We start from the raw sequence: 25,200 nt of genomic DNA, 5'->3' as shown, positions 1-25,200 counted from the left end.
GTGGGGTCATGTTGTCGAATCCCATTGTTTGAAGGAGCCATGATGAATGCCAGTTCCCTAGCCGGCGCGCCCTCGACGGGCGCCATCAGCCTGCCTATCGAGGGCATGACTTGCGCCTCGTGCGTGGGGCGTGTCGAGCGCGCGCTGAAGGCGGTGCCGGGCGTCAGCGACGCGGTGGTCAACCTGGCCACCGAGCGCGCCGACGTGCGCTTTGCCGGCGCGCCGGATGTCGGCGCGGCGGTGCAGGCGGTCGAGCAGGCCGGCTACGCCGTGGCCGCCAGCACCATGGAATTGGCCGTCTCCGGCATGACCTGCGCTTCGTGCGTGGGGCGGGTCGAGCGCGCGCTGAAGGCGGTGCCGGGCGTGCGCGCGGCCAGCGTCAACCTGGCGACCGAACGCGCCCATGTCGAAATCGCGGGCGCGGTGGCGCCGCAGGCGCTGGTCCAGGCGGTGGCCGCCGCCGGCTACGAGGCCCGCCCGCTGGATCCGGGCGGCGCCGCCGCCGATGCCGCGGCCCGGCGCCAGGCGGCCGAACTGCAGGGCCTGCGCCGCGCGCTGATCGTGGCCGCGGTGTTCGCGCTGCCCGTGTTCGTGCTGGAAATGGGCTCGCACATGATCCCGGCCTTCCACCATGCCGTGGCCGGCAGCATCGGCGTGCAGAACAGCTGGTACATCCAGTTCGTGCTGGCCTCCATCGTGCTGTTCGGCCCGGGGCTGCGCTTTTTCCGCAAGGGGGTGCCGGCGCTGCTGCGCGGCGCGCCCGACATGAACTCGCTGGTGGCCGTGGGCACGGCGGCCGCCTATGCGTATTCGGTCATCGCCACGTTCGCCGCCGGCGTATTGCCGCCGGGCACGGTCAACGTCTATTACGAGGCCGCCGCGGTCATCGTGGCGCTGATCCTGCTGGGCCGCTATCTGGAGGCGCGCGCCAAGGGCAACACCTCCGAGGCGATCAAGCGCCTGATGGGCCTGCAGGCCAAGACGGCGCGCGTGCGGCGCGACGGCGCCACCGTGGAAGTGCCGATCGCGCAGGTGGCGGCGGGCGACGTGGTCGAAGTGCGGCCGGGCGAGCGCGTGCCGGTGGACGGCCAGGTGATCGAGGGCACCAGCTTCGTGGACGAGTCCATGATCAGCGGCGAGCCCGTGCCGGTCGAGAAGCAGCCGGGCGCCGAGATCGTGGGCGGCACGGTCAACCAGAACGGCGCGCTGGCGCTGCGCGCCACCAAGGTGGGCGGCGATACCGTGCTGGCGCAGATCATCCGCATGGTCGAGCAGGCCCAGGGCTCCAAGCTGCCCATCCAGGCGCTGGTGGACCGCATCACCATGTGGTTCGTGCCGGCGGTCATGGCCGTGGCCCTGGCGACCTTCGCCATCTGGTTCGTGTTCGGCCCCGATCCGGCGCTGACCTTCGCGCTGGTCAACGCGGTCGCGGTGCTCATCATCGCCTGCCCGTGCGCCATGGGGCTGGCCACGCCCACCTCCATCATGGTGGGCACCGGGCGCGCCGCGCAGCTGGGCGTGCTGTTTCGCAAGGGCGAGGCGCTGCAGGCGCTCAAGGACGCCCGCGTGGTGGCGGTGGACAAGACCGGCACCCTCACCAAGGGCCGCCCCGAGCTGACCGACCTGGTGCTGGCCGAAGGCTTCGAGCGCGCGGCGGTGCTGGGCAAGGTGGCCGCGGTCGAGGCCAAGTCCGAGCACCCCATCGCGCGCGCCATCGTCGATGCCGCGCAGGTCGAGGGCGCCCGGCCGGGCGCGATCGAGGCGTTCGAGTCGATCACCGGCTACGGCGTGGCGGCGCGGGTCGACGGCGCGCGGGTCGAGATCGGCGCCGACCGCTACATGGCGCGGCTGGGGCTGGACGTGGCCGTGTTCGCCGCCGAGGCGGCGCGCCTGGGCGACGAGGGCAAGACGCCGCTGTACGCCGCCATCGACGGCCGCCTGGCGGCCATGATCGCGGTGGCCGATCCCATCAAGAACACCACCGCCGCGGCCATCCGCGCCCTGCATGGCCTGGGCTTGAAAGTGGCCATGATCACGGGCGACAACCGCCGCACCGGCGAGGCGATCGCGCGCCAGCTGGGCATCGACGAGGTCATCGCCGAAGTGCTGCCGGACGGCAAGGTCGACGCGGTCAAGCGCCTGAAGGCCGAGCACGGCGCGCTGGCCTATGTGGGCGACGGCATCAACGATGCGCCGGCGCTGGCCGAGGCCGACGTGGGCATCGCCATCGGCACCGGCACCGACATCGCCATCGAGGCGGCCGACGTGGTGCTGATGTCGGGCGACCTGGGCGGCGTGCCCAACGCCATCGCGCTGTCGCAGGCCACCATGGCCAACATCCGGCAGAACCTGTTCTGGGCCTTCGCCTACAACGTGGCGCTGATCCCGGTGGCCGCCGGCGTGCTGTATCCGGTCAACGGCAGCCTGCTGTCGCCGGTGTTCGCGGCTGGCGCGATGGCGCTGTCCAGCGTGTTCGTGCTGAGCAACGCGCTGCGGCTGCGCCGCTTCGCCGCGCCGTTCGCGGCGCGTTAAGATCCCCGTTTCGGGCCGTCGCGGCGGCCCCGCACGGAGGTCCGGACGATGACAAACCCTGGCGATGGCGCGGCAGGCGCGGTGGATTGCGCCACCCTCGACCACTGGCGGCCGCGCCTGGCCGCGATTGCCGCGGCCGCCGGCCAGGACGACGCCGCGCATGACCTGGGCCACCTGCGGCGGGTGTGGGACGCGGCGCGCGCCATGCTGCAGGCGCATCCCGAGGCCGACGCGCTGGTCGTGCTGGCCGCCAGCTACCTGCACGATCTGGTCAACCTGCCCAAGAACCATCCCGAGCGCCACCTGGCGTCGCGCCAGGCCGCCGCGGCGGCGCGCGAGCGCCTGGCGCGGGCGGGCTTTCCGGCCGCGCGGCTGGACGCGGTGGCGCACGCCATCGAAGCGCACAGTTTCTCGGCCGGCATCGCGCCGCGCACCATCGAGGCGCGCATCGTGCAGGACGCCGACCGCCTGGACGCGCTCGGCCCGGTGGGACTGGCGCGCATGTTCCATGTGGGCGGCAGCCTGGGCCGCGCGCTGGCCCATCCGTCCGATCCGCTGGCCGCGCAGCGCGCGCTCGACGACAGCCGCTATACCCTGGACCACATCGAGGCCAAGCTGGCCCGCCTGCCGCACGGCATGCAGACCGAGGCCGGCCGCCGCCTGGGCGAGCAGCGCCTGGCGTGGCTGCGCGACTTCCGCGCCGCCTTCGCGGCGCAGTGGGGCGGCGGCCAGCTTCGATAAAATCCTGTTACCGTATCGGTATCCGCGGGCGCGGGCGTGCCCGCGCCGTTATTCATTGCAGGAAGCCGTTCCATGTTCGAGCACGTTCAAGCCTATCCGGGCGACCCCATCCTCAGCCTGAACGAGGATTTCCAGAAAGATCCCCGGGCCGGCAAGGTCAACCTGACCATCGGCATCTATTTCGACGAAGCCGGCCGCATCCCCGTCATGGCCGCCGCCCGCGAGGCCGAGGCCGCGCTGCTGGCCGATATCGGGCCGCGCCCCTACCTGCCGATGGCCGGCCTGCCGGCCTATCGCGACCTGGTGCAGGAGCTGGTGTTCGGCGCCGGCAGCGCCGCGCGCCGCGCCGGCCGTATCGCCACGGTGCAGACGCTGGGCGGGTCGGGCGCGCTGAAAGTGGGCGCCGACTTCCTCAAGCGCTATTTTCCCAAGTCGGAAGTCTGGGTCAGCGACCCGAGCTGGGAAAACCATCGCACCATTTTCGAGGGCGCCGGCTTCGCGGTGCACACCTATCCCTATTACGACGACGCCAGCGGCGGCCTGCGCTTTGACGAAATGCTGGCCACGGTGGGCGGCCTGCCGGCCGGCAGCGTCGTGCTGCTGCACGCCTGCTGCCACAACCCGACCGGCGTGGACCTCGATCGCGCCCAGTGGGACGCGCTGATTCCGGTGCTGCGCGAGCGCGGCCTGATCGCCTTCGTCGACATGGCCTACCAGGGCTTCGGCGATGGCCTGGACGACGACGCCTATGCCGTGCGGGCCATCGCCGAGGCGGGCGTGACCTGTGTGGTGGCCAACTCGTTCTCGAAGAATTTCTCGCTGTACGGCGAGCGCTGCGGCGGGCTGAGCGTGGTGTGCGAAACCGCCGAGCAGGCTGGCTGCGTGCTGGGCCAGCTGACCAGCACCATCCGCGCCATCTACAGCAACCCGCCTACCCATGGCGCGCGCATCGTCGCCCAGGTGCTGGGCACGCCGGCGCTGCGGCAATCGTGGGAGGCCGAGCTGGGCGCCATGCGCGAGCGTATCCAGGCGATGCGGCGCGCCATCCATGACGGCCTGGCCGGCCGCGTCGAGCCGCGCATGCTGCAGCGCTACCTGTCGCAGCGCGGCATGTTCACCTACACCGGCCTGGGCGCCGAGCAGGTCGAGACCTTGCGGCGCGACCAGGGCGTGTATCTGCTGCGCTCGGGCCGCATGTGCGTGGCGGGCCTGAACCGCGACAACGTGGCGGTGGCCGCCGACGCCATCGCCAGCGTGCTGGCGCGCGGCTAGTTCACGGGCAATCTCCGAAACGGCGGACGGTCTCCCAGCGTTCTGTATTTGGGACGCTGAGGGGCCGATCCCGCATCTAGGCGGAAGCCGGGCGCCGGCCTTATCTTGTACTCCTGTTCAACGCGCGCGCCGGGCCCACCCTGCCGCGGCGCGCGAATCCTGTGTACCCACGAAGGAGCACATCATGGGCAAGCGCTATGCCAAGCTGGACAAGAACAACGTCGCCGTGCTGATGGTCGACCATCAGGTCGGCCTGCTGTCGCTGGTGCGCGACATCGACCCCGACAAGTTCAAGAACAACGTGCTGGCCGTGGCCGACCTGGCCACGTATTTCAAGCTGCCGACCATCCTCACCACCAGTTTCGAGGACGGCCCCAACGGTCCGCTGGTGCAGGAACTGAAGGACCAGTTCCCCGAGGCGCCGTATATCGCCCGCCCCGGCCAGATCAACGCCTGGGACAACGAGGACTTCGTCAAGGCGGTCAAGGCCACCGGCAAGAAGCAGCTGCTGATCGCCGGGGTGGTGACCGAGGTGTGCGTGGCTTTTCCGGCCCTCTCGGCCATCGAGGAAGGCTATGAGGTGTTCGTGGTGACCGATGCCTCGGGCACCTTCAACGAAGTCACGCGCCATTCGGCCTGGAGCCGCATGGAGCAGGCCGGCGCCCAGCTCATGACCTGGTTCGGCGTGGCCTGCGAACTGCATCGCGACTGGCGCAACGACATCGAGGGCCTGGGCGCGCTGTTCTCCAGCCACATTCCCGACTATCGCAACCTCATCGCCGCCTACACCACCGTCAAGGGCGGCAAGTAAGCGGCGCCGCGTCCCGGCCCGGCGTGCGCGCCGGCCCGGGGCGCGGTTTCACTCCTGCGCCGGCGGCGGCGTCACGCCCGGGCCGCGCATCACTTCCACGCCCATGCTCGCCAGGATGTCGCGCGTGGCCGCATCCGGCACGTCTTCGGCGTATACGTCGATATTCAGCGCCCGCGCGGTATCGATGACCGAGCCGGCCAGCTGGCGGCTGCCCGGGCTTTGCGACATGCCGCCCACGAAGCCGCCGCCCAGTTTCACATAGGCCAGCGGCAGCGAATGCAGGCGCGACATGGCGCCGAATTGCTGGGCCAGGCGGCGCAGGCCGACGTGCGCGCCGAAATGCGCGGCGATGCGCTCCAGCGCGATCACGTCGCCCTCGCGGTCGACCAGCCCGTGCGCGTCCACCTCCAGGTAGAGGCGGCCCACCTGGGCGCGCCGGTCGGCCAGCATCAGCTCCAGCTGGCGCAGGAAGCTGCGCTTGCCCAGCGAGGGCAGCGACAGCCGCACCGCCAGCTCGCCCGGCTGGGCGGCCAGCCAGTCCAGCGCCAGGCGCACGGCCTGCAGGTCGCACTCGGCCGACAGGTTCAGCCGCACCGCGGCCGGGATGAACAGCATCGCCGGTATCGGTTCGCGCGCATCGTCGTTGTGCAGCATCAGCATGGCTTCCATGCGCACCAGCCGCCCGTCCACGGCGTGCAGCGGCTCGAATGCCAGGCTGAAGCGTTGCTGGTCGAGCGCGGTGACCAGGGCATCCATCCAGGCCGACTGGCCGGCGGCGGAAAACGGGTCGGCATTGTCGGGGCCGACCAGCACGGCATGGTCGTCGCCGGCGCTTTCGGCGCGGGTCAGGCCGAAATCCAGCCGCGCCAGCACGCCGTTGAACTGCGTGCCCGGCGCATAATCGGCCAGCGCCATGGCCCAGCGGCACAGGCCGCCTTCGCCCACCGGAATGCGCAGCGTGCGCAGCTCGGCGCGCACCAGGTCGGCGATGACCTGGGCCTGCGGCGCGGCGCAATGCGGCAGCAGCACGGCGAAGTCCGAGCCGTTCAGGCGGGCCACCAGCGACTGCGCCAGGCCCTGGGCGGTGACCAGGGCGCTGATGCGCTGGCACACCGATTGCAGCCACTGGTCGATGAACTGGCGCGGCATGTGCCGGTTCAGGGCCGTCAGGTCGCGCTGGCGGAACACCAGCACATGGCCGCCGGCGCTCGACAGGCGCGCCGGCAACGCCGGCGAGTCGGCCGGCTTTTCGTCCAGGGCGCGGCGGAATTCATTGATGAAGTACTTGCGGTTGGCCAGGCCGGTGACCGGGTCCTGGTTCAGCTCCACTTCCAGCGATTCGATGCGGCTGCTCTGTTCCTCGGCCGTGGCGCGCACGCGTTCGCGCGTCTGCGCCAGGGCGTCGACGATGCCGGAGAACTCCGCCACGCGCGCGAACGCCTGTTCGCCGCTGGCTCGGCTGTCGATGGCGCGCACCTGTTCGCTCACCTGGAACAGCAGGCGCTTCTCGATCCAGCGCACCAGCGCGAAGGCGAACAAGGCCCACAGCACCCCCGCGCCCATGATCAGCGCCGCCATGCGCAGGCTGCTGGCCCACAGGGTTTCCCAGGCGTAGGCGTCGTTGGCGACCAGGGTGACCTCGCCGATCTGGCGCCAGCCATCGCTGACCGCGTGGCTGGCCGCGCGGTTGGCCAGCGGGGCCAGCGCCTGGAACCAGGCCGGCACGCTGGCCGCCGGCTGGGCGCCGCGCTCGACCATGACCGCGCCCTGCGGGTCGGCCAGCCGCACCAGCGAGAAATGCCCGCCGTCGAACAGCGCGGACACCAGCAGCTCCTGCGTCACCGGGTCGTTGTTGGCCGGCTGTGACAGCGACAGCGCCAGCGATACGGCGGCGTCGGTGCTTTGTACCTGCAACTGGTCGGACAGATAGCCGCGCGCCGCGTTGATGCTCAGCACGAGCGTGCCCAGCAGGATGATCCCGATGGCGAGGGTAAGGCTGAGCAGCAGTCGACGAAGTATGGACATAGGATTTCCTGGATCTCAGGGCCGCAGGCCCTCGCGCTCCATGCGCAGGAGCAGGTCGCGCCACCGGCTGAGCCGGTCCACCGGGCTGGCCTGCTTGCCGTCGACGTAGACGCCGTCGGCATTGAAACTGAAAACGGGCGTCAGGTCGCGCCGCTCGTTGGCCGGCATGATGGTCGAGATCAGGCTGTCGAGCACCAGCGGCACGGCGTTGGGCGTGGGATAGTAGCCCAGCACCATGTGCGCGATCTGTTGATTGCTGTACGGTCCGCCGATGCGGGCCCGCACATAGATGAAACGCAGCTTCTCGGTGGGCACGCCCAGCGAGATCAGCGAGAAATACTTGCCGATGACATAGTCCTCGCAGTCGCCGGCCCCCTTGCCCAGGGTTTCCAGCGGCGTGGCCCAGTAATCGGCGCGGCCCCAGATGTGCGTGTCCTCGCCGGACAGCACGCGCTGGTTCCAGAACGCGTTGACGCGCGCCAGCTGGTTGGCTTCGCTGGCGGAGGTGTCGTTGCGCAGCAATTGCAGCCAGTCGTCCACGGCGCGCGCGCCGCGCGCGCCGTAGCGGCTGGCCGCCAGGCTTTGCAACTTGCCGGTATCGACATCGAGCGCGTGGACGCCACCCCACCCGCAAGCCAGGCTCAGCAGGGTTGCCAGCGCCAGGCGCGGCGCTTTACGGGGACGGGTGGACAATGGCATGAAACATATTTTGACATTTTCCGCGTTCCCGCGCCGCCGGCGGGCGGCACGCCTTGCGGCGAGCCGCCCGCGCACCGGGCTTACTGGTCAACTTGCAGCTTGTGGCGGCTGAGCAGGTCCTGGATGATGGCGGCGTCGTCCTTGGTGCCGCCAGCGGTCAGGTCGATGTTCTCCAGCACGATGGTCTGGTCCGCGCCCTGGGTGTTGACATGCCCCTGGGTGTTGACCTGGATCACCGTGTCCTGCCCATCGCTGGAGAACTTCAGGAACTGCGTCAGGTTGCCGCTGTTCTCGCCCTGCAGCAGCTCGCCCAGGTCCAGCACGTCGCCGCCGTCGGCAATGTCGGCGTTGGAGAAGTCCTTGATCGTGTCGCGCGCCGGCGCGCCCACCACGCCCTGGTCGTTGAGCTCCCACTTGAAGGTGTCGCTGCCGTCACCGCCGTACAGGATGTCATCGCCCTGGCCGCCGATCAGCAGATCCTTGCCTTCGCCGCCATGCAGCTCGTCGCTGCCGGCGCCGCCGCGCAGTTCGTCGGTGCCCGCGCCGCCATACAGGATGTCGTCGCCGTCGCCGCCGTACAGCTTGTCGTTGCCGCCCTGGCCGTACAGGATGTCGTTGCCGGCGCCGCCATGCAGCTCGTCGTTGCCGCCGCGCGTATCGCCATCCACGTCAAACAGCGCGTGGTTCTCCGAGATGTACTTGTGCAAGTCGGCATCGGTGGGCTGCACGCCGTTCTTGAGGAACAGGAAGTCCTTGAGCGCCTCCAGGCCCGAACCGTTGGGCAGGTCGGCCGGCTTGGCCGGATTGCCCGCCACGCCCCACGGCAGGTTGTCGGTGTTGATCGCGTCGCCGAACAGGATGTCGTTGCCGTCGCCGCCATACAGCTTGTCGTTGCCGACCGGCGCCAGCTCGGTGCTCTGGCTGCCGCCGATCAGGGCCGACTCGAGGTCCGACGGATCGAGCACGGTCTGCGAGTTGCCGGTGCGGCCCGACGTGTAGCTGCGGATGGTGTCCACGGTGGCATAGAACTGGCCGCCGCCGCTGTTGTCGTTGACGATGAACTGGAATCCGTACTGGCCGGGGCCGTGGATACCCGTGCGAGTGCTGGCGTCGGTGCCGCGCTCGACCTCGTTCCACTGCGTGCCGTCCCACTTCATCAGGACCCATTCGAACTTGTCGGCCGGGTTCTTGTTGCCCATGCTGAGCGCGAAGCTGAACGAGGCGCCGCCGGCGCTGGTGACGTTCATCCTGTGGTCGGGGTTCATGGTTACCTTGAACGCCTGGCCATCCGCGGTCGTATCCGTGATACGCATCGCGTTGTCGTTCTTGGTCACCGTGCCGGTGCCGTCCTTGTCCCAGGTGTTGACGTTGTTGGCGTTCGAGTTGCCGGAGAAGTTGACGTGGGTTTCCTGGCCGCCCGTGTAGTAGCCGCCGGTGTTGTCGTACTTGTTCAGCGTGGACGTGGAAACGCCCGAGCCGATCCCGATGCCATGCACATCGCTGATCGCGGCCAGCTCGGCGAATTCGTTGTCGCGGTTGTAGCTCCACTCGGTGCTGGGTTCGCCGTCGGTCAGGAAGAACGTCAGGTTCTTGTAGGGCTTGCCCTCGCTGTCCACCGTGGGCTGGCCTTCGAACCACTGCGTTGTCCGGTCGAACGCCGCGCCGTACGGCGTGGTGCTGCTGGCCTTCAGGCCCATCAGGATGTCGACCATCTCATCGACGTTTTCCGGCGTCAGGCCCGTGATCGACTTCTTCAGCGCGCTGCTGGAGCCGTTGAAGGTGATCAGCGACACGTTGATTTCGCCGTCATGGACGGCCAGCTGGTTCTCCAGCAGGGCCTTGAGCGCGTCCTTGGCGGTTTGCAGGCGGGTCGGCTTGTTCGAGCCCGAACCCCACTTGTCGTTCATCGAGTCGGACAGGTCCAGCACCAGCGCGATGTTGTAGCTGGTGCCCGCGGTCACGTTCTGCTTGATGCCGCCCTGGTCGCCCAGCATCACATCGTTGCCGGCGCCGCCGGTGATGGTGTTGTTGTCGTTGGATCCGGCCACGAACTGGTCGATGTTGATCGTCAGCGTGGTGGAGGTCAGGTCGCCGTCGGCGTCGCGCACCGTGTAGGTGAACACGTCCTGGCCGTCGCCCGGCAAGGCGCCCTGGCCGCTGGCGTTGGCCTTGTAGCTGTAGCTGCCATCGGCATTGAGCGTCAGCTTGCCGTACAGGCCGTCGATGGCCTGGCCCACCTTGCCGTGCGAGATGGCGCCGGTATCGCCGGCCGCCACGCCCACGATGGCGCCGGCATGGTGCCAGCCGTCGGCGCTGGTGTCGTTGGCCAGCACGCCGTCGGCGGCGGACACGTTCTGGGTCACGCCTTCGGTGACGTTGTCCAGGTCGGCGTGCGCCGTCGGCACCGAGTCCAGGATCTGGATGACCAGGTCGCCGCTGCGCTCCTGGCCGTCGCTGTCCGTGACCGTGACCGTGAAGTCGTCGTGCACGCTGTTCTTGCCGTTGCCGTGGTTATGGGCCTGGCCCTTCTCGGTGTAGGTGTAGCTCAGCGCGCCGGTCTGCGGGTCGTAGCCGGTCACGACCAGCGTGCCCTTGCCGGTGTGGAAGGTGACCGGGTTGCCCGCCGTGGCGTTCGTGACGTCCGTGCCGTTGACGGACACGCTCACGACGGCGAGCGCCGTGGAGAGCATGACCGAGCCGCCGACGGTATCGCCCGAGTCTTCCATGACCCGGTTGAACGCGTCCACGACGGCCGCCTCGGCGCCGGAGGTGACGTCGAATTCAGTCTGCGCGGGGTCGCCGTCGCCGTCGGTGCCGGTGACGTGTACCGTGAAGTCCATGTCATCGGCCGGCACGCTGTTGGTGTACGACAGCGTCGTCAGCGAGACCTTGAGGCCGCCGACGCCTTCCAGGGTCGCGGTGCTGAACTCGCCGAACGAGATCGGCGGGACCGCGGCGGCCGCGGCTGCCTGGATCTGGTCCTGCGTGATGCTCAGCGACGTATCGCCCGCATTGACCGGAACCGTGAGAGTCAGCGTATTGACGCCGTCGAACAGCGTGACCTTCACCGACCCCGGGTTGTTCACCGTGGCGATGCCGAAGTTGAAGTTCAGCATGGGGGACTCAAAGGTCATCTGGAAACTTTCGCCGCCTTCGAACCAGGTATTGCCGATGCCGAACTCATGGCTGACGTTCGGAACGTTCGATCCCTTGCCGTTGAACTGTGCCTGCTGGTTGCTGTGCAGCACCGTTACCGATGCAATGCCGAAGTCGTAGCTGGCCTGCGGCGAGTTGGTGATCTGCGAACCCATGTTCACGGACTCGGTCGTTCCGGGCCGGGTCGCCAGCTGATCGACCGTATAGGTGCCGTCGGTGTTCAGCGTGACCGTGAACACGTGCGTGCCGTCCGGCGAGAAGATGTTGACGGACGCGTTGTTCATCGCGCTCGTCGTCCAGTCGTTCGGCAGGCCGGTGATGCCGGTGATGTTCAGCGAACCCACGCCGTCGGCGCCGCTTTCGAACTCCAGCGTGCCGGTCTGCGTCTGGCCCGCCTCGTTGGCCAGCACGGTATCGGTCACCGTCTGGAACGTCGGCACGTCATCGACGATGGTGATATTGAACGAGCTGCTCGTTTCGCTGTCGCCGTTGCCGGTGACCGTGACGCCGATGTTGTCGGTGATGGTGTCATTGCCCGGCTGGCTGTGCGTCTGCGCCTCGTTCAGCGTGTAGCTGAACGTGATGTCGGCGCTCTTGCCGTCGGCCGAAGGCGTATAGCCCGTGATCGTCAGCGTGCCCTCGGTCGTATTGATGGCCGGCAGGCTGCTCAGGTCGCCGCTCAGCTGCGCGACCGTGAAGGTCTGGCCGCCGATGGTGACGCTGCTGATGCCGTCGCTGGCCGACACGGTGATCGTGCCGCCGGTGGTTTCGCTGTCGTCGGCCGGATTGTCCAGCCCGGCTTCGTACACCTTGCCATCGTCGGCGCCCAGGTTCACGGAGATCGCGCCGGTGTCGTTGACGCCCGTTACGGTGACCGTGAGGGTCGTCGTGGAGGTGCCGCCTTCGCCGTCGGAAACCGTGTAGCTGATGGACGTCTCGACACTGTCGCCCTGGGCCAGGTGCTGGAAGGCATTGCCCGGGTTGAAGGAGTAGGTGCCGTCGGCGTTGAGCGTGAAGGTGCCGCCGTTGTCGCCGGCGATGGCCACGCCGACGTTGCCGGGCTGGCCGTTGACCGCGGAGACGTGCAGGTCGTCGTTGTCCGGATCGGTGTCGTTCCTGAGCACGCCCTGGGCCGGGTCGGTGACCGTCAGGGTGGTGTCCTCGTCGGTCGTGCCGGTGTCGGCCACGGCGGTCGGGCCGGGGTTGGTCACGTCCCACTCGAAGGTCTGGCTGACCGAGGCGCCGTTGGCGTCGGTGGCGGTGATCTCGACGGTGTAGACGCCGTCATTGTTCGCGCCGCCTTGCGAGGCCGAGTTGTCCAGCGTGCCCGAGATGATGCCGGTGGCCGGATCCAGGGTCAGGCCGGGGGGCAGGCCGTCGGCGGTGAAGGTCAGCGTATCGCCGTTGTCGACGTCCTCGAACTGGCCGGAGATGTCGACCGGGGTGATGGCCTCGCCGTCGTTGTTGGCCTGGTCGTCCAGGGTGACGTTCGGGGTGAGCGTGGGCGCGTCGTTGGTGCCGGTGACGGTGATCGTCAGCGTGGCCGAGGAGGTGCCGCCTTCGCCGTCGGAGACGGTGTAGGTGATGGAGGTCTCGGCGGTGGCGTCCTTGGCCAGGTTCTGGAAGTCAGGGCCCGGGTTGAAGGTATAGGTGCCGTCGGCGTTGAGCGTGAAGGTGCCGCCGTTGTCGCCGGCGATGGCCACGCCGACGTTGCCGGGCTGGCCGTTGACCGCGGAGACGTGCAGGTCGTCGTTGTCCGGATCGGTGTCGTTCCTGAGCACGCCCTGGGCCGGGTCGGTGACCGTCAGGGTGGTGTCCTCGTCGGTCGTGCCGGTGTCGGCCACGGCGGTCGGGGCGGGGTTGTTCACGTCCCACTCGAAGGTCTGGCTGACCGAGGCGCCGTTGGCGTCGGTGGCGGTGATCTCGACGGTGTAGACGCCGTCATTGTTCGCGCCGCCTTGCGAGGCCGAGTTGTCCAGCGTGCCCGAGATGATGCCGGTGGCCGGATCCAGGGTCAGGCCGGGGGGCAGGCCGTCGGCGGTGAAGGTCAGCGTATCGCCGTTGTCGACGTCTTCGAACTGGCCGGAGATGTCGACCGGGGTGATGGCTTCGCCGTCGTTGTTGGCCTGGTCGTCCAGGGTGACGTTCGGGGTGAGCGTGGGCGCGTCGTTGGTGCCGGTGACGGTGATCGTCAGCGTGGCCGAGGAGGTGCCGCCTTCGCCGTCGGAGACGGTGTAGGTGATGGAGGTCTCGGCGGTGGCGTCCTTGGCCAGGTTCTGGAAGTCAGGGCCCGGGTTGAAGGTATAGGTGCCGTCGGCGTTGAGCGTGAAGGTGCCGCCGTTGTCGCCGGCGATGGCCGCGCCCACGTTGCCGGGCTGGCCGTTGACCGCGGAGACGTGCAGGTCGTCGTTGTCCGGGTCGGTGTCGTTCCTGAGCACGCCCTGGGCCGGGTCGGTGACCGTCAAGGTGGTGTCCTCGTCGGTCGCGCCGGTGTCGGCCACGGCGGTCGGGCCGGGGTTGGTCACATCCCACTCGAAGGTCTGGCTGACCGAGGCGCCGTTGGCGTCGGTGGCGGTGATCTCGACGGTGTAGACGCCGTCATTGTTCGCGCCGCCTTGCGAAGCCGAGTTGTCCAGCGTGCCGGAGATGATGCCGGTGGCCGGATCCAGGGTCAGGCCCGGGGGCAGGCCGTCGGCGGTGAAGGTCAGCGTGTCGCCGTTGTCGACGTCTTCGAACTGGCCGGAGATGTCGACCGGGGTGATGGCTTCGCCGTCGTTGTTGGCCTGGTCGTCCAGGGTGACGTTCGGGGTGAGCGTGGGCGCGTCGTTGGTGCCGGTGACGGTGACCGTCAGCGTGGCCGAGGAGGTGCCGCCTTCGCCGTCGGAGACGGTGTAGGTGATGGAGGTCTCGGCGGTGGCGTCCTTGGCCAGGTTCTGGAAGTCAGGACCCGGGTTGAAGGTGTAGGTGCCGTCGGCGTTGAGCGTGAAGGTGCCGCCGTTGTCGCCGGCGATGGCCGCGCCGACGTTGGCGGGCTGGCCGTTGACCGCGGAGACGTGCAGGTCGTCGTTGTCCGGGTCGGTGTCGTTCCTGAGCACGCCCTGGGCCGGGTCGGTGACCGTCAGGGTGGTGTCCTCGTCGGTCGCGCCGGTGTCGGCCACGGCGGTCGGGGCGGGGTTGGTCACGTCCCACTCGAAGGTCTGGCTGACGCTCTTGCCGCCCGAGTCGGTGGCCGTGATGGTGACGGTATAGACGCCGTTGTTGCCGCCTTGCGAGGCGGAGTTATCCAGCGTGCCCGAGATGATGCCGGTGGCCGGATCCAGGGTCAGGCCCGGCGGCAGGCCATTGGCCGTGAAGGTCAGCGTATCGCCCTTGTCGATATCCTGGAACTGGCCGGAGATGTCGACCGGGGCGATGGCCTCGCCGTCGTCGTTGGCCTGGTCGCCCAGGGTCACGCCCGGGGTGAGCGTGGGCGCGTCGTTGGTGCCGGTGACGGTGACCGTCAGCGTGGCCGTGGAGGTCGCGCCGGACGGGTCGGTAATCGTATAGGTGATGGTGGTGGTGGTCGTCTGGCCTTCGCCCAACGACTGGTGCTCATTGCCCGGCACGAAGGTGTACGAGCCGTCGGGCTGCACGGTGAACGTGCCGCCGCCGCTGCCGGGCAGCGTCAGGCCGCCGGAAGTCATCGGCCGGCCATTGACGGACACCACGGTCAGCGGATCGCCGTCCGGATCCGAGTCGTTCAGCATCAGGTTGCCGCGCAGCGCCTGGCCCTGGCGGGTCTGGCCCAGGTCGTCCAGCGCGTTGGGCGCCTGGTTGGCGGGCGCGGGCGCGGCTTCGTCATCGGCGCCGGCGGTGGCGCCGCCCAGGAAGGTGCGCACACCGTCTTCGCCGCGGCCCGGATTCGGGTACGCCAGGTCCATCGGGGTGGTGCTTTCGAGAATCTTGGCCAGGCGCACGAAGCTGCTGCCGGCGCTGTCGCCGCTGCCGCCGATGACCGCGGCGGTGGGATCCAGCTCGTCGAACGGATCGCGGCCATCCTGCAGGGCGGCCAGCAGGCGTTCGGAGTCGGTCGTGGTCGGCAGGGCCACCGCGGCCTCGGAAGCGTCGCCGCCGCCGCCGTTCAGGTCCGGCGTGACGGCCACTTCGCGCCCTTCGCCGATCACCAGGGGCATGCCGCCATCGACCTGCAGGGCCACCGTGGAGCCCGAGGCCGTGACGATGTCGCTGCCCTGCGGCACCTTGCTGCCTTCATGCAATTCGGTCAGCGAACCATCGCTGTTGCGTATCCAGGCACGGCCGGTGACGGCGGTGACGACAGCGGGGGAAGAATTGGCCATGGCGATCCACTCCGGGATTGACTGAGATGACCATGATGGTACGGACGCGCCGCCGTCCCGGGTATTGTCCGCGAGGACAGGTTCGCGGGGAGAATTTCAGGGGCGGGGAGGGTGGTGCGGGGGGGGGGACGTGGTGCCTGTCCCCGCGGGGACAGGCACCCAGGCCGCAGGTGTCGCTCCCCGTGCGGGGACAGGCACCCAGGCCGCAGCGGGGACAGGCGCCTTAACGGCCGTCAGTCCCCGTCCGGGGGGCAGGCGTACGGGTGGAAATGCCGTGCACGCACAGCGCCAGTTGCAGGCGGTCGGACACGCCCAGTTTTTCGAAGGCGGCCGACAGGTGCGCCTTGACCGTGCGTTCGGTGATGCCCAGTTCGCCGGCGATGTCGGCGTTGGAATCGCCGTGGGCCGCGCGCAGCGCCACCGCGTTCTCGCGCTCGGTCAGGCGGTCGTGCTGCCAGGGGGCCGGCGCGCTGGGCACGCGTTCGTCCACCAGCTTGAGCAGGCGGGTGACCAGCGAGCGGCCCATCCAGATGCCGCCGCCGGATACGACCTCGAGCACCTGCATCAGCGAGGCCAGCGGGGCGTGGCTGTGGCAGTAGCCGTAGGCGCCCGCGGCAAAGACCTGGGTGCCCTGGGCGTCGCTGGGCCGCGAGCTGGCGACCACCAGGCGCAGGCCGGCGGTAAGTTCCTGCCATTGCGGGGCGTCCCAAGCCGGCAGGCGCGCCACGCTGGCGTCCAGGACCACCAGCTGGCGGCCCTGGCCCTGCCATTGCTGCAGCGAGGCCAGGCCGCGCCCGCGCGCCGGCAGCCAGCGCGCCGCGTCCAGGCCGCGCCAGTGTTGCCAGAGCAAATCGTCATCGGTAACCAACAGAACCGGAGTGGCGTGCATACTCAACCTCGCAGATCTCCCTCAACGTTCGGTAAACGCGTTTTCCTTGGCGCGCAGGATGGGCTTGAGCAGGTATTGCAGCACCGTGCGCTTGCCCGTCAGGATGTGGACTTCGGCCACCATGCCAGGGATGATGGGCAGTTTCCTGTCGCCCAGCGTGGCGCTGTTGGTGCGCACACGCACGATGTAGAACGAATTGCCTTTCTCGTCGGTGACCGTGTCGGCGCCGATCTGCTCCACATGTCCTTCCAGCCCGCCGTAGATGGCGAAGTCGTAGGCGGTGAATTTCACCTCCGCCTTCTGGTCGGGATGCAGGAAGCCGATGTCGCGCGGCAGCACCCGCACTTCCAGCAGCAGGGTGTCGTCGGTCGGGACGATTTCGATGATGTCCTTGCCCGGCTGCACCACGCCGCCCACCGTATTGGAGAACAGCGATTTGACGGTGCCGCGCACCGGGGAGCGGATGTCGGCCAGCTTGACGCGGTCGGCCAGGGCGGCCTGGCCCTCGCGCAGGGTGGCCAGCTTGGTGTTGGTTTCGGACAGTTCGCTGCGCGCCTGGTTGCGGATGTTCAGTTCCGCTTCCTGCAGCTTGCTCTGCGCTTCCTTGATCGAGGCGCCGATGCGGTCGATCTGCGCCTCGGCGCCTTTCTGCTCGCCGCAGTAGCGCGCCACGTCGCGCTGCAGGCGCAACAGGTCCACTTCCGAGACAGCGCCGCTCTTGAGCAGCGGGCGGGTAACCTGCAGCTCGCGCGAGGTCAGCCCGCAGCTGGCCGAGGCCTGGTCGCGCTTGGCGATGGTTTCGCGCAGCTCTTCCTCGCGCTGCTTGAGCTGTTCCCTGGCCACGTTGACGGTGGCGTTCAATTCGCTGGTGCGCGCCTGCCAGGTATTGCGCTCCATCTCGACGATGGCGGGGGCTTCCTGCAGCACTTTCTCGGGCGCCACGAACGGCTCACCGGTGGCCAGCGCCTTCAGGCGGGCCGCCTTGGCCAGCAGCGACAGGTACTCGGCGTTGTTCTCGCCCAGCGACGAGGCAAAGCGCGTCGGGTCGATCTTCAGCAGCACCTGGCCGGTCTCGACGGCCTCGCCGGGACGCACCAGGATTTCCTCGACGATGCCGCCGTCCAGGCTTTGCACGATCTGCACCTGGCGCGACGGCACCACCTTGCCCTCGCCGCGCACCACTTCGTCGATGTAGCCGAAGCCGGCCCACAGCAGCAGCGCCAGCGTGGCCAGCAGCGAGGCCCACAGCAGCACGCGCGAGCCGCGCGCGTCGGCCTGGCGGATGGCCCATTCGGCGTTGCCCACGTAGTTGGCCGGGCTGGGCCCGTCCTTGCGTTCGGCGCCGTCGAGCAGGCGGTCGAACAGGCCCATGATCCAGCCGCGCGGCACGCGCCACAGCGCGCCCAGCAGCGAGCCCTGGCGCGCCGGCGGCGCGGCAAGCGTGGCGTTCTGCGTGTTCTGCATGCTCAGCTCCCGCGGCCCACGCGGCCCTGGCGCAGCGCTTCCACCACCTGCTCCTTCGGGCCGTCGGCCACGATATGGCCGTTGTCGATGACGATCAGGCGCTCGACCAGGTCGAGCAGGGCGGTGCGGTGCGTCACCAGCAGGATGGTCTTGTCGGCGCTGGCGGCCTTCAGGCGCTTGCGCAGCTGCGATTCGCTCTGGTGGTCCATGTTGCTGCTGGGCTCATCCAGCAGCAGGATGGGCGGGTCGTTGATCAACGCGCGCGCGATCGCCACCGACTGGCGCTGGCCGCCCGACAGGGACTCGCCGCGCTCGCCGATCATCATGTCGAAGCCGTTGGGGTGCACGTTGGCGAACTCGGTCACGCCGGCCGCGTTGGCGGCGGCCAGGATGCTGGCATCGTCGGCGTGCGGCGCGCCCATGGCCAGGTTGTGCCTGAGGCTGCCGTAGAACAGCACCGGATCCTGCGGCACATGGCCGATGGCGCGGCGCAGGTCGGCCGGGTCGATCTGGCGCACGTCCACGCCGTCGACCAGCACCGCGCCCTCGGTCGGCTGGTACAGGGCCAGCGCCAGCTTCTCCAGCGTGGTCTTGCCCGAGCCGATGCGGCCGATGACGCCCACTTTCTCGCCCGGAGCCAGCTTGAACGACACCTTCTTCAGGGCCGGCTGGCTGGCGCCCGGGTAGGCGAACGTCACGTCGCGGAACTCGATGCCGCCCTGGAACACCGGGCGGTGCAGGAATTCGGTGCCGGCGGGGCGCTCCACCGGCAGGTTCATGTAGTTGTCGATCGATCCCAGCGAGGTGCGCGCGTTCTGGTATTGCATCAGCAGGGCGGCGACCTGGCCGAACGGCGTCAGGCAGCGGCCGGCGATCATCGAGGCGGCGATGATGCCGCCCATGGACATGGCCGACTCCTGGGCCTGGAATACGCCGATGATGACCACCGCCACCGAAACCAGCTGCTGCATGGCCTGCACGAAACCGACCGTCGAGGCCGAGATCAGCTTCAGCTTGCCGCCGTTCTGGGCGATGAACTCGGTCGAACGCTCCCAGTTGCGCTGGATCGCGCCCTGGCCGTTGAGGGTCTTGACGGCCTCGAAGCCGGCCAGCGCCTCGACCAGGGTGGCGTTGCGCTGCGCCGAGGCCTGGTACGAGGCCATGGTCAGCGTTTCCATGCGCGCCTGCGCCGCCAGCGACACCAGCAGGATCAGCGCGATGGCCACCAGCGGCGGGGCGATCAGCCAGGGCGAGATCCACGCCAGCGCGGCCAGGAACAGCAAGGTGAACGGCAGGTCCACCAGGGTGGTGATGCTGGCCGAGGCGATGAAGTCGCGGATCGATTCGAACGAGCGCAGGTTGGCCGCGAACGAGCCCACCGACACCGGCCGGCCCTCCATCCGCAGGTCCAGCACGCGCTCCATGATCTGGGCCGACAGGCGGATGTCCACGCGCTTGCTGGCGCTGTCGACGACATGCGCGCGGGCGGTGGTCAGCACGAGGTTGAACAGCACTACCAGGCCGATGCCCAGCGCCAGCACCCACAGGGTTTCGATGGCGTTGTTGGGCACCACGCGGTCGTACACGTTCATGGTGAACAGCGGCATCGCCATGGCGAAGACGTTGATCAGCAGCGCGGCGATCAGCGCGTCGCGGTACAGCCGGCGGTTCTCCGCGATGGCGGCCCAGAACCAGTGGCGGCTGCGCACCTTGACGACTTCCGGCGCGCGCGCGTCGAAGCGGAACTGCGGCCGTACGAAACAGGCCAGGCCGGTGTAATCCTCCTGCAGCAGGTCGGCGTCCATCTCCACGGCGCTGGCGCCCAGCTCGGGATGGCTGATCAGGTATTTGCCGCCCGGCGCCGTGCCCAGCAGCAGGCAGGCGCGTTCGCCGCGCAGCAGCAGGATGGCCGGCAGCAGTTCGGGCGAGATTTCATCGAGCGTGCGCTTGACGGTGCGCGCCGACATCTGCGCGCGCGCGGCGGCGCGCGGCAGCAGCGCCGGCGTCAGGCGGTGCTCGACCAGCGGCAGGCCGGACGACAGCGCCTGCGCGGTGGCGGGCACCCCGTGGATGCGCGTCAGCTCGACCAGGCAGTCGAGCAGCGGGTCTTCGTGGGATGCGTGGGGATCCGCGCGCCAGCTGCGGGTGGCGGGATCAGAGAACTTGTCCGTCGTCATCGTCCAGCAGATCGAGATCCTCGGCAAGACGGGCCCGATGCCGCTTGCGCTCGGTGAGTTTGCGTTGCGCCTGCGGGGGCAGGTCGGTCAGGCGCAGGGTTCCGTTCTTGATGAGGGCGTCGATCAAGTCTTCGAGGACGCGGACAAAGTCCGCGTCCAGCTTGGAAAAGCCGTTGTCGTTGCTGGCGGACATGGACGGGGCGTCAGGGCCGGGCCTTGTCGGCCGGCACGAACGTCGGCGGCTTGGCGCCGCTGTTGTAGATCACCTGCACAGGCGCCAGGCGCGATACATCGGGCACGGGCGAGTTGCACAGCTTGAGCACTTCGTCGGTCGTCTCCAGCACGGCGTTCTCTTCCGGCATTTCGTCGCGCGCCGGCTGCACGGACAGCGCCGGCAGGATCTTGTGCGACAGCGCCAGCCAACGGTACTGCGCCAGCTGCAGGTCGGCCATGCCGTTGGCCAGGGCGCGGCGCGATTCGAACAGTTCGTTTTCCGTATCCAGCAGGTCCAGCAGCGAACGCTGGCCGATCTGGAACTGCTCGCGGTAGGCGTTGCGCACCTTGGCGGTGGCGATCTCGTGGTCGCGCAGGAAGGGGATCTGCTCGCGCAGGCGCACGATGTTGTTCCAGGCCACGGCCAGGTCCTGCTGCACGTTGCGGCAGGTGTAGTCGCGCACGTCGCGCGCCGCGTACGACTGCTCGGCGGTCTGGCGCACGCGGGCCGAATCGGCGCCGCCGCGGTACAGGTTGTAGCTCATCACCAGCTGCACGCTCGAGCTTTGCACGTCGCGGTACTGCGGCTCGGGCTGTTCGCGGTCGCGGCCGGTGGCGGCCACGAACTCGAACTTGGGCGAGAAGGCGCCCTTGGCCGAGGCCACGCCGGCGTTGGCCGCCTGCAGGTAGGCCTGCTTGGCCAGGAAGCTGGGGTTCATGCGCAGCGAGTCGTCGAAGTTGGCCGGCTGCTGCGGCAGCTTGCCCGCCACGTCGGGAACGGGCTGCAGATCGACCGCGGGCGTCATGCCCGTGATGCGCTGGAAGCGCTGCTGCACGTCGATCAGGTTGGCGCTTTCGGTCATCAGGTTGGTCTGCGCCAGCGCCAGGCGGCCGCCGGCCTGTTCCAGGTCCACGCGGCGGCCCACGCCCGATTCGGCGCGTTCGCGGATCTGCTTGAGCGTGTCCTCGTGCAGCGAATAGTTCTGGCGCGCCAGCAGTTCCATTTCGCGGTAGCGCTGCAGGTCCACATAGGCCTGTACCGCCGAGTAAGCGGTGCTGTCGCTGGTGGCCAGCAGCTCGTAGAAGCGGCCCAGCTTGTCGTAGCCGGCCTGCTTGACGTCATTGCTGGTGCGGAAACCATCGAAAATCAGCTGGCGCAATTCCACGCTGTAGCCGGGGCGGCTCCAGTTGTACGAGCCGCGGTCCGGCACGTTGCTGCGCCATTCCTTGCCTACGAAGCCCTGGGCGTTGACCTGCGGGCGCAAACCACCGCGTGCAACATTCTGGCCTTCCATGGAGGCACGGAAGTCGTGATACTTGGCCTGGATCTCCGGGTTGCTGAGCAGCGTCTGCTCCACAACCTGGTTCAGGGTGGTACCGGCCTGTTGCTGTGCGTACGCGGCAGGCGCAAACAGGACGGCGACGATGGCGGTCGTGCGTTTGAACGAAAACGTAGGCATAGTCGGTCTCTAGTTATAGTTTGGAACAAACGGCCGACAGTTTGTACGAGAATGTTTTTTTAATCGACTAAAAATTTGTTAATTCTTTGCGTAAACACAATCTTTGCGTCATCATACCTGCAAACATACCGGGTGGTGCTTAAAAAACCATTATAAATCAATAGCATATCCGTTTTTTTCGCAGAAAATCTTTTTATTTCAAAGCGCGTCCCAGGCCGGATTAATGCTAATAATCGGCAATTTCAATGCGTTCCGGCTGATTGATTTAGTTACAAGTAACGTTTTCAACGGCGTGTGCAACTTCATGTTTCCACTGACATTTCGCGTTGGTGGGTCGATTCAAGTAACCATTTATAAACCGTCGCGCAGCCAGGCCAGCACGCCGCGGCCCGCCACCACGCCGCTGGCCATGACCGCGGTCAGCAGATAGCCGCCGGTGGGCGCTTCCCAGTCCAGCATTTCGCCGGCGCAGAACACATCCGGCGCCTCGGCCAGCATCAAGCGGGCGTCCAGCGCCGCGCGCTCGACCCCGCCCGCGCTGCTGATCGCTTCGTCGATGGGGCGCGTGCGCAGCAGCCGCAGCGGCAGCGCCTTGATGCGGCGCGCCAGCAGGCCGGCATCGGCATAGGCCTCGGCGCCCGCGCATTCGCGCAGCAGGGCGGCCTTCACGCCCTTGATGCCCAGGCGGCTTTGCAGATGGCTGGACATCGAGCGCGCGCCGCGCGGATGCATCACCGCCGCCGCTACTCGCTCGGCCGGCCAATCGGGCAACAGGTCCAGCCAGGCGGTCGCCGCGCCGCGGACGTCGATGGCATCGCGCAGGCCCGCGCTGCAAGCGTAGACCAGGCTGCCCTCGATGCCGCTGTCGGTGACCACGAATTCGCCGCGCCGCCATGGCCCGTCCGGCGCCAGCGCCATCGCCACTGCCTTGGCCGGCTGGCCGGCCGCGCGCTGCCGCATAGGCTCGCTCCAGTCGGCCTCGAAGCCGCAATTGGCCGGGCGCAGCGGCGCCACCGCCACGCCGTGCTCGCGCAGCGTGGCGGTCCAGGCGCCGTCCGAGCCCAGGCGCGCCCAGCTCGCCCCGCCCAGCGCCAGCACCACCGCATCGGCCCGGACCGCCAGCGCGCCGTCCGGCGTGCCGAAGCGCAGCGCCTGCGGGCTGGCAGGTTCGCCGGCCGGCCAGCCCAGCCAGCGATGCCGCATATGAAAACCCACGCCGGCGCCGCGCAGCCGCGCCAGCCAGGCGCGCAGCAGCGGCGCGGCCTTCATCTCGCGCGGGAACACGCGCCCCGAGGTGCCCACGAAAGTCTCCACGCCCAATCCGTGCGCCCAGGCGCGCAGCGCCTGCGCATCCCACTGCGCCAGCCACTGCGCCACCCAATCGGCGCGCGCGCCGTAGCGCGCTCCGAACGCCTGCGGCGCCTCGCTGTGCGTCAGGTTCAGGCCGCCGCGCCCGGCCAGCAGGAACTTGCGGCCGACCGAGGGCATGGCGTCGTAGACATCGATGCGCAGGCCATGGCCGGCCAGCGTCTCGGCGGCCATCAGGCCGGCCGGGCCGGCGCCGATGATGGCCACGCGCGCGGCGCGCGGGGAGGGCGCGCCGGCTTGCGGCGCCGCTACGGCGGACAGGGAATCAGGGGACATGCAGGGGCGGGGAGGGCGCGGCCGGATGCCGCGATGGCGGATTTTCGCACGCCGCGCGCCCGGCTCGGCGCATCCGGCGGCCCTGCGCGTCGCGCACCGCCCCGCCGTCTTGGCGGACGAGTGCGGAATAATATTTCGACTATACTTGAAGCATGGAAACCAACGCCGCCATCAAAGCCCTGGTCGCCCTGGGCCACGCGTCGCGCCTGACCGCGTTCCGCCTGCTGGTGCAGGCCGGCGCCGAAGGCGTGGCCGCCGGGCAGCTGGCGCAGGCCATGGGCATCGCGCCCTCGTCGCTGTCCTTCCATCTCAAGGAACTGGTCCAGGCCGGCCTGCTGGAGGCGCGCCAGGATGGCCGCTTCGTCATCTACGCCGCGCGCTACGACACCATGGCCGGGCTGATCGCCTATCTCACCGACAATTGCTGCCAGGGCGCGCCCTGCGACGCAGCGCCTTGCACCCGCGAACCCCGAGCATGATCACCGCCGCCGTCATTTTCCTGTTCACCCTGACGCTGGTGATCTGGCAGCCGCGCGGGCTGGGCATAGGCTGGAGCGCCTGCCTGGGCGCGGCCATTTCGCTGGCCACCGGCGTGGTGCACTGGAGCGACATCCCCGTTGTGTGGGGCATCGTCTGGAATGCCACCGCCGCCTTCATCGCCATCATCATCGTCAGCCTGCTGCTGGACGAAGCGGGCTTTTTCGAATGGGCCGCGCTGCACGTGGCGCGCTGGGGCCGCGGGCGCGGCCGCATGCTGTTCGCCTGGATCGTGCTGCTGGGCGCGGCCGTCTCGGCGCTGTTCGCCAACGACGGCGCCGCGCTCATCCTCACGCCCATCGTCATGGCCATGCTGGCCGCGCTGGGCTTTGGCGCCGGCGCCACGCTGGCCTTCGTCATGGCCGCCGGCTTCGTCGCCGACACCGCCAGCCTGCCGCTGATCGTCTCCAACCTGGTCAACATCGTATCGGCCGACTACTTCGGCATCGGTTTCAACCGCTATGCCGCGGTGATGATTCCCGTGACGCTGGTGTCGGTGGCCGCCACGCTGGCCGTGCTGCTGCTGCGCTTTGGCGCCAGCGTGCCGGCGCGCTACGACGCCTCGCAGCTGAAAGCGCCGCGCGCGGCCATCCGCGACCCGCGCACCTTCCGCGCCGGCTGGATGGTGCTGGCCCTGCTGCTGGTGGGGTTCTTCGGCCTGGAGCCGCTGGGCGTGCCGGTCAGCGCCACCGCGGCGGCGGCCGCCGCCGTGCTGCTGGCCGTGGCCGGGCGCGGCCATTTCATCAGCACGCGCAAGGTCATGCGCGAAGCGCCCTGGCACATCGTGGTGTTCTCGCTCGGCATGTACCTGGTGGTGTTCGGCCTGCGCAATGCCGGCCTTACCCAGTCGCTGGCCGACCTGTTCGGCTGGTTCGCCTCGCACGGCCTGTGGGCCGCCACCTACGGCGTGGGCCTGGTTACCGCCTTGCTGTCTTCGGTGATGAACAACCTGCCCACCGTGCTGGTGGGCGCCCTGTCGATCGACGCCAGCAGCGCCAGCGGCGCGGCGCGCGAGGCCATGGTGTACGCCAACGTCATCGGCAGCGACCTCGGCCCCAAGATCACGCCCATCGGCAGCCTGGCAACCTTGCTGTGGCTGCACGTGCTGGCGCGCAAGGGCGTGCGCATCTCGTGGGGCTATTACTTCAAGGTCGGCATCGTGCTGACCCTGCCGGTGCTGCTGCTCACGCTGGGCGCGCTGGCGCTGCGGCTGTCGTAAGGGCAGGGCGGGGCAGGCAGCCCC

At 68.9% G+C, this 25,200-nt stretch carries 15 protein-coding genes; 6 read left to right on the top strand and 9 right to left on the bottom strand.

Going from position 1 to position 25,200, the window contains the following annotated elements; all coding sequences use genetic code 11:
• The first annotated feature begins 42 nt into the window (after positions 1 to 42).
• The 4 genes from EL288_RS18290 to ycaC all read left to right on the top strand — a co-directional run bounded on the left by EL288_RS18290 (position 43) and on the right by ycaC (position 5,356).
• Positions 43 to 2,532 carry a heavy metal translocating P-type ATPase gene (locus tag EL288_RS18290; protein WP_033450289.1) on the top strand — a complete coding sequence of 830 codons (2,490 nt, stop codon included), beginning with the start codon at positions 43 to 45 and terminating at the stop codon, positions 2,530 to 2,532.
• Between the two features lie 48 nt (positions 2,533 to 2,580).
• Complete coding sequence (locus tag EL288_RS18285) at positions 2,581 to 3,273, top strand: HD domain-containing protein (RefSeq protein WP_003809037.1); 693 nt, start codon at positions 2,581 to 2,583, stop codon at positions 3,271 to 3,273.
• 72 nt (positions 3,274 to 3,345) lie between these two features.
• Positions 3,346 to 4,545 (top strand): amino acid aminotransferase, encoded by a 1,200-nt coding sequence (locus tag EL288_RS18280; RefSeq protein ID WP_010926068.1) that lies wholly within the window; start codon positions 3,346 to 3,348, stop codon positions 4,543 to 4,545.
• A gap of 184 nt (positions 4,546 to 4,729) precedes the next feature.
• Positions 4,730 to 5,356, top strand: a complete 627-nt coding sequence (gene ycaC / locus EL288_RS18275) for an isochorismate family cysteine hydrolase YcaC (protein ID WP_003809041.1) — start codon at positions 4,730 to 4,732, stop codon at positions 5,354 to 5,356.
• Positions 5,357 to 5,404: 48 nt separating this feature from the next.
• Here ycaC and EL288_RS18270 read toward each other — a convergent pair whose 3' ends face one another.
• The 9 genes from EL288_RS18270 to EL288_RS18230 form a co-directional block, all read right to left on the bottom strand.
• The gene (locus tag EL288_RS18270) at positions 5,405 to 7,381 is read right to left on the bottom strand and encodes a bifunctional diguanylate cyclase/phosphodiesterase (protein ID WP_003809044.1); all 1,977 of its coding nucleotides are present in this window, start codon (positions 7,379 to 7,381) and stop codon (positions 5,405 to 5,407) included.
• A gap of 15 nt (positions 7,382 to 7,396) precedes the next feature.
• Positions 7,397 to 8,080 carry a transglutaminase-like cysteine peptidase gene (locus tag EL288_RS18265; RefSeq protein ID WP_126622002.1) on the bottom strand — a complete coding sequence of 228 codons (684 nt, stop codon included), beginning with the start codon at positions 8,078 to 8,080 and terminating at the stop codon, positions 7,397 to 7,399.
• A gap of 80 nt (positions 8,081 to 8,160) precedes the next feature.
• On the bottom strand, positions 8,161 to 15,573 hold the full coding sequence (locus tag EL288_RS18260; RefSeq protein WP_126622001.1) for a retention module-containing protein: 7,413 nt from the start codon (positions 15,571 to 15,573) through the stop codon (positions 8,161 to 8,163).
• Between the two features lie 223 nt (positions 15,574 to 15,796).
• Complete coding sequence (locus EL288_RS18255) at positions 15,797 to 16,462, bottom strand: response regulator transcription factor (RefSeq protein WP_003809051.1); 666 nt, start codon at positions 16,460 to 16,462, stop codon at positions 15,797 to 15,799.
• 21 nt (positions 16,463 to 16,483) lie between these two features.
• Positions 16,484 to 17,926: an HlyD family type I secretion periplasmic adaptor subunit gene (locus EL288_RS18250; protein ID WP_003809053.1), complete on the bottom strand. Its 1,443-nt coding sequence runs from the start codon at positions 17,924 to 17,926 to the stop codon at positions 16,484 to 16,486.
• Between the two features lie 2 nt (positions 17,927 to 17,928).
• A complete protein-coding gene (locus EL288_RS18245) occupies positions 17,929 to 20,103 on the bottom strand; it encodes a type I secretion system permease/ATPase (RefSeq protein ID WP_003809055.1) in 2,175 nt (724 codons plus the stop codon).
• Entirely contained in the window at positions 20,081 to 20,296 is a 216-nt protein-coding gene (locus EL288_RS18240) for a hypothetical protein (RefSeq protein WP_003809056.1), read from the bottom strand. Before EL288_RS18240 ends, EL288_RS18245 begins: the two co-directional genes overlap by 23 nt.
• 10 nt (positions 20,297 to 20,306) lie before the next feature.
• Positions 20,307 to 21,776, bottom strand: a complete 1,470-nt coding sequence (locus EL288_RS18235) for a TolC family outer membrane protein (RefSeq protein ID WP_003809058.1) — start codon at positions 21,774 to 21,776, stop codon at positions 20,307 to 20,309.
• 351 nt (positions 21,777 to 22,127) lie between these two features.
• Positions 22,128 to 23,318, bottom strand: a complete 1,191-nt coding sequence (locus EL288_RS18230) for a TIGR03862 family flavoprotein (RefSeq protein WP_015064382.1) — start codon at positions 23,316 to 23,318, stop codon at positions 22,128 to 22,130.
• A 254-nt stretch (positions 23,319 to 23,572) separates the two neighbouring features.
• On the opposite strand from EL288_RS18230, the gene EL288_RS18225 reads away from it, so the two are divergent.
• Together EL288_RS18225 and EL288_RS18220 are read left to right on the top strand one after the other, a co-directional pair.
• The gene (locus tag EL288_RS18225; protein WP_003809062.1) at positions 23,573 to 23,899 is read left to right on the top strand and encodes an ArsR/SmtB family transcription factor; all 327 of its coding nucleotides are present in this window, start codon (positions 23,573 to 23,575) and stop codon (positions 23,897 to 23,899) included.
• On the top strand, positions 23,896 to 25,176 hold the full coding sequence (locus EL288_RS18220) for an arsenic transporter (protein WP_003809064.1): 1,281 nt from the start codon (positions 23,896 to 23,898) through the stop codon (positions 25,174 to 25,176). Before EL288_RS18225 ends, EL288_RS18220 begins: the two co-directional genes overlap by 4 nt.
• Positions 25,177 to 25,200: the final 24 nt, after the last annotated feature.

Source organism: Bordetella bronchiseptica (assembly GCF_900636925.1).
GTDB classification, from domain to species: Bacteria; Pseudomonadota; Gammaproteobacteria; order Burkholderiales; family Burkholderiaceae_B; genus Bordetella; species Bordetella pertussis.
The sequence above is the reverse complement of the archived record's forward strand: the minus strand, read 5'-3'. Positions and strand labels throughout refer to the sequence as shown.